Here is a 6,044-nt window from a genome sequence, read left to right as displayed (position 1 = left end):
GGGGTGCGGGAGGGATCAGGCGGCCTGTGGCGCCGGTTCATGCCATGCGCGCGGGGGCGGCTGGTGTGTCACAATTGTCACGTCTATGTCAGGATACCCGCAATGGGGCGATGGGTGGCGGGTGTACACGCTAATTTGGGCGGGCCTTGTCTGGATTGGCGGGGGCGATGGTGATACGCGGCAGATGGTCTGCGCGCTGGGGCAGGCGCCACAGCAGAAAGGACAAGGGCATGGAAAATTGTGTGCTGGACGCCGGTCCGGTCATGTCCACGCACCCTGGCCACGGTACGGTGCAGCCTTACATGATCTTTCCCCGCCCGGAATGGGCGGCCCTGCGGGCGAATGTGCCGCAATCGCTGGGGGAGGCGGACATCGCCTCGCTGCGCGGGCATAACGAACCTGTCTCGCTGGAAGACATAACCGAGATTTACCTGCCGCTTTCGCGCCTGCTCAACCTGCATGTCATGGCGACGCGCAGCCTGAACAACATGGTCAAGAGTGCGTTCATCGGCGCGCCGATGGCGCGGATGCGTTTGTGATCGGGATCGCGGGCAGCGTGGGGGTGGGCAAGAGCACGTTCGCGCGCCTGCTGCAGGCGGTGCTGTCGCGCTGGCCCGATCACCCCAATGTGGCGCTGGTCACGACGGATGGCTTCCTGCACCCCACGCGGGTGCTGGAACAGCGCAACCTCATGCACCGCAAGGGCTTTCCCGAAAGTTATGACCTGCGGCAGATGATCTCCTTCCTCGCGGCGCTGAAGGCGGGTGCGCGCGGCCTGAAGGTTCCGGTCTATTCGCATGAGGCCTATGACATCGTGCCCGACCGTTACCAGGTGATCGACCAGCCCGACATCCTGATATTCGAGGGGCTGAACGTATTGCAGACCGTATCCGAACAGCCGTTCATGGCATCGGATTTCTTTGATTTCTCGATCTATCTCGATGCCGATACGGATGTGATCGCGGACTGGTACGTGCAGCGTTTCCTGCTGCTGCAACAGACCGCGTTCCGCAAGCCGACATCCTATTTCCATCACTGCGCCGATCTGCCCCGCGCCGAGGCCGAGCGCATGGCGCGCGACATCTGGCGGCGGATCAACCTGCCCAACCTGCAGCAGAACATCCTGCCCACGCGTGAACGCGCGCGCGTGGTCATGCACAAGAAACCGACCCATGCGGTGGATACCGTGTGGATGCGCCAGATCTGAAACCCGGCGAATGGCCCGACGCATCGCCGGGCCACCGAAACGCCGCTTGCGGCTTACGTGTTGAGATAGATGGTCTTGGTATCGACATAGGCTTCGAGACCGTACTGGCCATCCTCCCCGCCGATGCCGCTGTCGCCATAGCCGTGGTGGAACCCCTGCGCCGCCTCGCCGCCTTCGCGGTTGACGTAGATCTCGCCAAAGTTGAGGTCGTTGGTCAGGCGCATGATGTTCCCGAGATTCTGCGTGAACAGATAGGCCGACAGCCCGTAGCGCGACTTGTTGGCCTGGGTGATGGCGTCATCGAAATCCCGCACGCGGATCAGGGACAGGACGGGGCCGAACACCTCGTTCCGCACAATGTCCATGTCACCCGAAACATTGGTCAGCAGGGTGGGGGCGTAGAAATTGCCCTTGTCATAGGCCCCGCCGGTCAGGCGCTTGCCGCCCAGTTCGACCTTCGCGCCCTGTTCCACGGCGCGGCGCACCATGCTGTCCACCTTTTCCAGTTCGGCGGCGCTGATCTTGGGGCCCATGTCGGTCTTTTCATCCAGCGGGTCGCCGGTCCGGAGGTCCGCGATCTTCGCGCGCAGGCGCTCCAGAAAGGCGTCATAGATGGCCGTATGCACATAGGTGCGTTCATTGGCCGTGCAGACCTGCCCGCAATTCATGAACCGCGCGCTGACGGCGGCATTGACTGCCGCGTCCAGATCCGCATCCTCCATCACGATGAAGGGCGCCTTGCCGCCAAGCTCCAGCCGCACTTCCTTCAGCTTCGGAGGCGGCGGCCATGATCTTGCGGCCCGCGGGCGTGCTGCCGGTCATGGTGATGAGCTTGGTGATCGGGCTGGTGACCAGCGCGTTGCCCACAGTGGCCCCGCCGCCGGTCACGACATTGACGATCCCCTTGGGGAACCCGGCCTCCACCGTCAGTTCAGCCAGCGCCAGGGTGGAGAGCGGCGTCAGTTCATGGGGCTTGATGACAAAGGTGTTGCCCGCCGCCAGCGCCGGACCCAGCTTGCGCGCGGTCAGGGCGAGCGGGAAATTCCACGCGGAAATGCCCGCGACCACGCCATGGGGAATCTTTTCGATCAGGATCTTCTCGCCCGGTCGGCTGCCGGGAATGATGTTGCCTTCCAGCCTGCGCACGTTCTCGGCCGCGAAACGGATGAGCTGGATGGCGAAATTGACCTCGATCCGGGCCTCCTTCAGCGGCTTGCCGTTTTCGGATGTAATGATGCGGGCCAGTTTTTCCCCATCGCGCCGGATCAGTTCGATCAGGCGGTACAGGTAATCCGCCCGGTCGGTCGCGACCTGTCGGCTCCAGGCGGGAAAGGCGTCCTGCGCGGTGCGCAGCGCGCGGGCGACATCGCCTTCGCCCGCGATGGCGACATGGGCCAGCACATCGCCCGTGGCGGGGTTGCGGATGGTGTCACGTTCGGAATTGTCGGCTCTGGTCCACTCCCCGCCAATGAACAGGTCATGGGTTTTCGGCTCGGCCATTATGGAGTCTCCGTTTCAGGTGATGGGATGGATCGGGATGCCCCGGCGCACGATGTACGTGGCAACGCCCCCCGGTCCCGCGGGGGCGGGACGGGGCAGGCTGGCGCGGGGGTGAGGGTGTTGATGAAAAAAGGGTAACAGGCGGGGGTCAGGACAGGAAGGGGTGGCCCTCATGGGCGACCAGCAGATCATGCATATCGGTTGCATGTTCTTCTTCTTCCGCAAGGATCTTTTCGAGCATGACGCGCGTTGTAGGGTCATGGTCGGCAAAGTAGCGGATCAGTTCACGGTAATGTTCGATCACCAGCCGTTCGGCCACCAGGTTCTGGCGCACCATCTCGATCAGGTTGCCGCCATGGCCGTATTCGGTGGCGGAGCGGGAGGCCAGCCCCTCGGGCGAGAGATTGGGCGTGCCGCCAAGCTGGTCGATGCGGTTGGCGGCCCAGAGCATGTGGGCGCGCTCTTCCTTCGCGTGGGTCGCGAACTCGCCGGCCACGCTTTCGCTGTTGATGCCCGCCACGGCAATGGAGTGCATGGTATAGCGCAGGACACAGACAAGTTCGGTGGCCACCACCGTCTGCAACAGCTCGATCGCGGTCTTGACGTTTCCCTGATAGGCCGGGGTCAGCGCGCCTTTCTCGATCGCCTGTCTGGCGCGGGCGCGCAGCGTCTGCACGTCGGTCAGGAAGGTGTTTTCGACTACATCGGCCATGGTCGTCTCCTTGTCTGTTCCCGCGCGGCGGGAAGGCCGCGCCAGGGCGCGGGCCGTCGCCGCAGTAACGGCCCGGAAGGGGAGGGGGTTCCCCGCCATAAGGGGGGTCGCCACGACAAAATGGGCATGAATGGCGGAAACTGCGCAAAAAACGGGGTTTTCGCTTTTTCAGGCGTTGCCATTCACGTTCAGATCATTATTGATCCGTATTAATAAGACCTATCAGCTTTAAGGATGACTAAACGGCATGGTATCATTCACCGCAGGCCAGTCTGAAAAGCTCCCGCGTCGCGCATTGAGCGAGGAAGCCTATGACCATGTGCGCCGCGGGCTGATCCGCAGCCGTTACCGCTCGGGGGAACGTCTTGTCCTGCGGCCTCTCGCCGCCGAGCTGGGACTGAGCCCGACCCCGGTGCGCGAGGCGCTGCTGCGCCTTGTGTCCGAACACGCGCTGGAACTGAATGACCGCAATACCGCCGTCGTTCCCGCCATGACCCAGCGCAGCTTTGCCGAGATTCATGACCTGCGTTCCGATCTGGAAATGCGTCTGGCCGCCGCCGCCGCCCAGAATGCGTCCGACCATGGAATCGAGGCGCTGGTCATATTGCAGAACCAGTTCATGGACGCCGCGCGCGCGCATGATGACGGGGGCATGGCCGCCTTCAACGCGGATTTTCACACCACGGTCGCGACCCTGGCCGAACTGCCGCTTACGGCGACCATCCTGCGCAACCTGTGGATGCGCATCGGGCCGATCTACGCGCTCTCACGCCCCATGCGCCATCTGGAGCATGAAGGGCGGATCCACCCGCATGAGGAACTGATCACGGCGCTGCGCCAGCGCGACGTGGCGGCGGCGCAGGCCGCCGTGGCGCGTGATTTCGAACATGCCCGCCGCTGGATCGAACCCCGGCTGACCTGAAGCCATCGGGCCGGTCGGGCGGCCCTTTCCCGGTAATGAAGGTGTCCGGGCGCGCCTTGTTTTCAAAAAGGCGGCGTTCCCTGAAGTTTTTTCCTGATGACAGGCTGTCTCAGGGGCGGGTTTCGCCGCCCGTGCGTGCGCCCCTGGCCCCTTTCGGGGCGTTCAGGGGCGTTCAGGCGTCTTGAGCTGGGGCACCTCGATGTCGATTTCCAGCATCGAGACGGAGTTGCCACGGTCCAGCTTGACCTGCACCTTGTCCTGATCGACGGGGATATGCTTCTTGATGACTTCCAGAATCTCGGCGTGCAGCTTGGACAGCAGGTCGGATTCGGACGCATCTCCCGTGCGCTCATGGGCCAGCAGGATCTGGAGCCGGTCACGCGCGACCGGGGCGGATGTCTTGTTGCCGCGACCGAAAAAGGCGCTGAACAGGCTCATCAGTTTCTCCCCTTGAACAGCCGGGCGAACAGGCCCTTGCGCTCGGTCGGTACGGTCACTTCCAGCTTTTCGCCCTCCAGCCTGCGCGCGGCTTCGGCATAGGCGCGGGCGGGCGGCTGTCGGGGCTGCTCAGGGTCACGGGCGCGCCAAGGTTGGACGCGCGCAGCACTTCCTCGCTTTCGGGAATGATGCCGAGCAGCGGGATGGACAGGATTTCCAGAACGTCCTCGATGCGCAGCATCTCGCCGCGCGCGGCGCGCGCGGGGTCGTAGCGGGTCAGCAGCAGGTGCTTTTCAACCTTGCCGCCGCCCTTGGCCTTCTCGGTCGTGCTGTCGAGCATGCCGATGATCCGGTCGCTGTCACGCACGGACGAGACTTCCGGGTTGGTCACGACAATGGCGTAATCCGCGTGGTACATGGCAAGCTGCGCGCCGCGCTCGATCCCGGCGGGGCTGTCACAGATCACCCAGTCGAATTTCTCGCGCAGTTCCTGCATCACGCGGGCCACGCCCTCGGCGGTAAGCGCGTCCTTGTCACGGGTCTGGGATGCGGGAAGGATGGAGAGCGTCTCGATGCGCTTGTCACGGATCAGCGCCTGCGAAAGCTTGGCGTCGCCCTGGATCACGTTGATCAGGTCGAACACGACGCGCCGCTCCGCCCCCATGACAAGGTCGAGATTGCGCAGCCCGACATCGAAATCGACCACAACGACATTCTGCCCGGTCTGTGCCAGTGCCGCGCCCAGCGCCGCGGTTGACGTCGTCTTCCCGACGCCGCCCTTGCCGGATGTGACAACCAGCACTTTTGCCATTGGGGTAGTTCCTTGTCCGCTTTTGGAGGGTGTTTTCTTGTTCATGACCTGATGGATACAGTTGTATGGGTTGGCGCGCGCAGGGCGCAATGGGAATTCAGCACGGTATTGTCAGGTTTTGCGGCCCGCGAATGCGGACGGCACCAGCGGCTGCACGACAAGTGTGTCATTACTGAGAACGATCTGCGCCGGTTTCTGTACGTAGCGCGGATCTATTTCTTCAGCGGTAATGTAATAACCGTCAATGGCCAGCAGTTCGGCCTGCATGGACTGGGCGAAGATGCGGGCATCGGGCTGCCCGTTCATGCCCGCGATGGCCCGCCCGCGCAGCGCGCCGTAAACATGGATCGACCCCCCGGCCGTCACTTCCGCCCCCGAACCGACTGACCCGACGATGATGATGTCGCCATCGGGGTTCATGATCACCTGGCCGGAGCGGATCGGCTGCTCGATG

Annotated in this window: 4 protein-coding genes and 3 pseudogenes; 2 read left to right on the top strand and 5 right to left on the bottom strand. The window is 63.6% G+C overall.

Features of this window, described 5'->3' with window-relative positions; all coding sequences use genetic code 11:
• The first annotated feature begins 230 nt into the window (after nucleotides 1-230).
• A pseudogene (gene coaA / locus JCM25156_RS22755) lies at nucleotides 231-1,207 on the top strand (type I pantothenate kinase).
• Nucleotides 1,208-1,260: 53 nt separating this feature from the next.
• Here coaA and aldA read toward each other — a convergent pair.
• Nucleotides 1,261-2,707 (bottom strand): annotated as a pseudogene (gene aldA / locus JCM25156_RS22750) (aldehyde dehydrogenase).
• A gap of 148 nt (nucleotides 2,708-2,855) precedes the next feature.
• Nucleotides 2,856-3,419, bottom strand: a complete 564-nt coding sequence (locus JCM25156_RS08390; RefSeq protein ID WP_025812758.1) for a ferritin-like domain-containing protein — start codon at nucleotides 3,417-3,419, stop codon at nucleotides 2,856-2,858.
• Between the two features lie 247 nt (nucleotides 3,420-3,666).
• On the opposite strand from JCM25156_RS08390, the gene JCM25156_RS08385 reads away from it, so the two are divergent.
• Entirely contained in the window at nucleotides 3,667-4,341 is a 675-nt protein-coding gene (locus tag JCM25156_RS08385; RefSeq protein WP_025812757.1) for a GntR family transcriptional regulator, read from the top strand.
• A 162-nt stretch (nucleotides 4,342-4,503) separates the two neighbouring features.
• Here the strand turns inward: JCM25156_RS08385 and minE are convergent, their stop codons facing one another.
• The 3 genes and pseudogenes from minE to minC form a co-directional block, all read right to left on the bottom strand.
• Complete coding sequence (gene minE / locus JCM25156_RS08380) at nucleotides 4,504-4,779, bottom strand: cell division topological specificity factor MinE (protein ID WP_025812756.1); 276 nt, start codon at nucleotides 4,777-4,779, stop codon at nucleotides 4,504-4,506.
• A pseudogene (minD, locus tag JCM25156_RS22745) lies at nucleotides 4,779-5,590 on the bottom strand (septum site-determining protein MinD). The gene minE and the pseudogene minD overlap by 1 nt, the downstream one beginning before the upstream one ends.
• A 111-nt stretch (nucleotides 5,591-5,701) precedes the next feature.
• The coding region (gene minC, locus JCM25156_RS08370; protein WP_025812755.1) for a septum site-determining protein MinC at nucleotides 5,702-6,044 on the bottom strand (343 nt) is incomplete at its 5' end.

This window comes from Komagataeibacter kakiaceti JCM 25156, from assembly GCF_000613305.1.
The sequence above is the reverse complement of the archived record's forward strand: the minus strand, read 5'-3'. Positions and strand labels throughout refer to the sequence as shown.

Bases quoted from the DNA above. Each gene is read 5' to 3' on its own strand.
- JCM25156_RS08385 (WP_025812757.1), top strand. From the start codon at position 3,667: ATGGTATCATTCACCGCAGGCCAGTCTGAAAAGCTCCCGCGTCGCGCA.
- minE (WP_025812756.1), bottom strand. From the start codon at position 4,779: ATGAGCCTGTTCAGCGCCTTTTTCGGTCGCGGCAACAAGACATCCGCC.
- JCM25156_RS08390 (WP_025812758.1), bottom strand. From the start codon at position 3,419: ATGGCCGATGTAGTCGAAAACACCTTCCTGACCGACGTGCAGACGCTG.